The organism is Arthrobacter sp. SPT-J7 (assembly GCF_059089965.1).
Window position 1 is genome coordinate 1 of record NZ_JBNHFF010000296.1, and the last position, 3,374, is coordinate 3,374.

The 3,374-nt window shown below is 68.7% G+C and carries 2 protein-coding genes; both read right to left on the minus strand.

The genetic code is table 11. The features are described from left to right. Window positions 1-730: 730 nt before the first annotated feature. Window positions 731-2,155 carry a protoporphyrinogen oxidase gene (gene hemG / locus AC5RWX_RS31585; RefSeq protein ID WP_494100135.1) on the minus strand — a complete coding sequence of 475 codons (1,425 nt, stop codon included), beginning with the start codon at window positions 2,153-2,155 and terminating at the stop codon, window positions 731-733. Window positions 2,156-2,158: 3 nt separating this feature from the next. Then, window positions 2,159-3,253, minus strand: coding sequence for a uroporphyrinogen decarboxylase (gene hemE, locus AC5RWX_RS31590; RefSeq protein ID WP_494100136.1), 1,095 nt, complete (start codon window positions 3,251-3,253; stop codon window positions 2,159-2,161). Window positions 3,254-3,374: the final 121 nt, after the last annotated feature.

The window sequence follows — 3,374 nt, forward strand, 5'->3', positions numbered from 1 at the left end:
GGAGGTTTCCGGGGCTGCCGGGGCACCGGCGCCTGGCGATTCCGGCACGGCAACGGGAACAGGGGGCGCAAGGCCCGGCGCAGTTTCCGAAGATGCATGGGCGGAGGCCGCGGGAGCAGACGTCGCCGAGCGGGTGGCTGTCGGAGTGCTGGCTGCGGGGGCGCTGGATGTCGGAACGGGGGACGCCGGAGCGGTGCCCGAAGGGGCCCCGGGCTTTTGGGTGGCCCTCACAGCGGGACGCAGGGCTGACGGGATTGCAGAGGCGGAAGGAGTGGCAACCGGGCTGGGGCTGGGACTGGCGGGCTGCCCGGACTCCGCAGCCTTCCTCCTGTCCTCAGGAGCCTTGCCATTGCCGTTTTTCCCCTCGCGGTTCTGGCCGGGCGCATCCTGCCGCACTTCACCCGACTGCCCCTTCAGCGGGACCACCGGGAGGGATGACGTGTCCGCAGCCGGGGGCGCAGGGTCCCCGGGATCGGGCGCTCCCTCTTTTGCTTGTGACGCCGGGACGCCCGTGGTGAGAACCAGTACCGCTCCGACTGCCGCAGCTGCTGCGCCACGTCGGAGTCCCCCATGGATACCGGTCCGGGGCATGGAAAGATCGGACCTGTTGTGAACCATAGTCATCGACACTAACCATGTCGGGCGGCGAAGTGAAAACCAGCAATGCCCCCAACGGCGGCCCCGGAGAGCCCTGCTTCCATGCCTCCACCAGCCTGACCAGCGAGGACGTTCAGCGGGCCAGATTCCGGATTTGGTTCTTCGTGTCGGACACCACTGCAGCGAGTCCATTCCCGGCCACCCAGCCGCCCACCACGGCCAGGCCGCCCACCGCGTTGCAGGCGTTCCGGACGGCCGTTACCCGGGCACGGTGTCCGACGGCGGCAAAGGGCAGGGCGCCACGCCACCGCACCACGTCCCACTCCACAACGTCCTGCCTGTTGATGCCAACGCCGAGCAAGGCCGATGCATCCTGAAGCGACGCTGCCAGGAGCCCGTCGTTGGTATCAGGTCCGCCAGGCCGGTTGCCGGTGCTGTCAACGCGTCCATACGAAAGCCGGATGACATGTGTGCCGGAGCCGGCGGCGGCGGCCAGCCAGTCCCATTTGCCGGTCGCGTGAGTCAGGGCCTTTGCCTGGATACCGGGAGTTTGAGGGGCAACGAGGATGCCGGTGCCGCGGGGACGGCGGTCCAGTTCAGGCTTGTGCAGGACCAGGGTGACGAGCTGCACGTCAGGCCCGGAACCGGGCTGCATTCCAGCAATTGCCGGCACTGCCTTTTCGAGCAGTCCGACGGCGGCCGGGCCGTCCACTGCGACGACCAGCAGGCCGGCGTCGAACATTCCACCCCCCGCGGCGTCAACGCGCCACCCTTCGGATGTCCGGGCCACGGTTGTTGCGCGCCTTCCGGACAGGAGCGTGACACCACGGTCCTGGAGATCGCTGACCAGCGCAGTTACCAGGGTATGCATTCCCCCTTCGAGGCCAGCGACGGCGGAGCCTGCCTTGGCAGGTCCGGTGCTGTTGCGCCGTTGGGATGCGACAGCGGCGGCAAGGGAGCCGTACTGCCGGAGTCCTGCACGCAGTCCGGGAGCCACCATGTCGACGTCGAGGAGACCCGGGTCGGCGGAATGCACACCTCCCACAACGGGCGCTACCAGCCGCTCCAGGACCCGGCGTCCCATACGCGCCCGGACGAGGGCAGACACGCTGACAACCTCCGCGGCGGTGCCAATGGACGAAGGGAGGAACCGGTCGAGGGAGGCGCGAAGCGAGCCGAGGAGTCCCAGGGACCTGCGGACTTCGGGGTCCCAGGGGTTGGCCGGTATCCCCAGGATGCCTGTCTTGGGGAGTTCCCGGGGGCCGTCCGGAAGTTGGACCCAGGCGCCGCCGGGCCGGGGCGCAACAATCCTGTCCGAAAGGCCCAGTTCCTCGGCCAGGCCGGCAACGGCGTCGGACCGCGTCGCGAAAGACTCGGCCCCGCTGTCCAGGGTTAGGCCGGCTACAACATGGCTGCCCACGCAGCCGCCCCACTCCCTGCCGGCTTCCAGGACCGTCACCGGGTGCCCGGCAGCGGCCAGCTCCCGAGCGGAAAGGAGGCCTGAGATCCCACCGCCCAGCACCAGCGCGGACGGGATACCAGCCGGGTGAATCGCCACGGGTTACTCCGGCGAGATGGAATGGATGAGCTCTACAACCCGGGTGAGGACGGCAGGATCGGTCTCGGGAGGAACGCCATGGCCCAGGTTGAGAACGTGGCCGGGCGCAGCTGCTCCGGCGGCAATTACCGAGCGGACGTGGGCTTCGAGGATTTCCCAGGGGGCGGACAGGAGAGCAGGGTCGATGTTTCCCTGCAGCGGGACCGATCCGCCCAGCCTGCGGTTGGCCTCGTCCAGCGGCAGGCGGTAGTCAACGCCGACCACATCGACGCCAACGTCCCGCATGGCCACGAGAAGCTCGGAGGTGCCGGTGCCGAAGTGGATAAGCGGGGCGCCCAGGTGCCTTACATGATCCAGGGCGCGCGTGGATGCGGGAGCCACAAATTTTGTGTAGTCGGCCAGCCCCAGGGAGCCTGCCCATGAGTCGAACAGCTGGGCTGCGGAGGCGCCGGCCTCCAGCTGGGCCTGCAGGAACATGCCGGATGCGTCGGCGGCCCAGTTGGCGAGGGCGCGCCACGTCTCCGGGTCCGCGTGCATCATGGTGCGCGGTCCGAGGTGGTCGCGGGACGGCTTGCCCTCCACCATGTAGGCCGCCAGGGTGAACGGCGCCCCCGCGAAACCAATCAGGGGGGTCTTACCGAGTTGGGCAACCGTGAGGCGGACCGCTTCGCGGATAGGTTCGAGCGCCTCCCAGGTCAGCTGGGGCAGGGCGGCAACGTCCGCCGCCGTCCGGACGGGCTTGTCCAGGACCGGGCCCACGCCGGGCACAATGTCCACGGCCACACCGGCCAGTTTGAGCGGAATAACAATGTCGGAGAAAAAGATTCCGGCGTCCACGTCGTGGCGGCGGACCGGCTGGAGCGTGATCTCCGAGGCGAGCTCTGGGCGCAGGCAGGAGTCCAGCATGGCGATGCCTTCGCGGACCTTGAGGTACTCAGGGAGGGAACGCCCCGCCTGCCGCATGAACCAGACGGGGCGGCGCGATGGCTTTCCGCCCCGGTAGGCCGTGATCAACGGCGAGTCTGCGGTGCGGCCATCCAGCAATGGATGGTCTGCAGCGAGGGCGCCGGCAGCGGACATGGCGGGGCTGGAAGTCATGCCATTGATTGTGCCCAAAAACAGCTGCAAAAGATAACGACAGGCTGTCACGCCAAGGACCGTTTCCCGCGCCGTGGCAGGAATCACAGCACCGGGCGGGGGGTTCCGGCCCGGGCAGTTG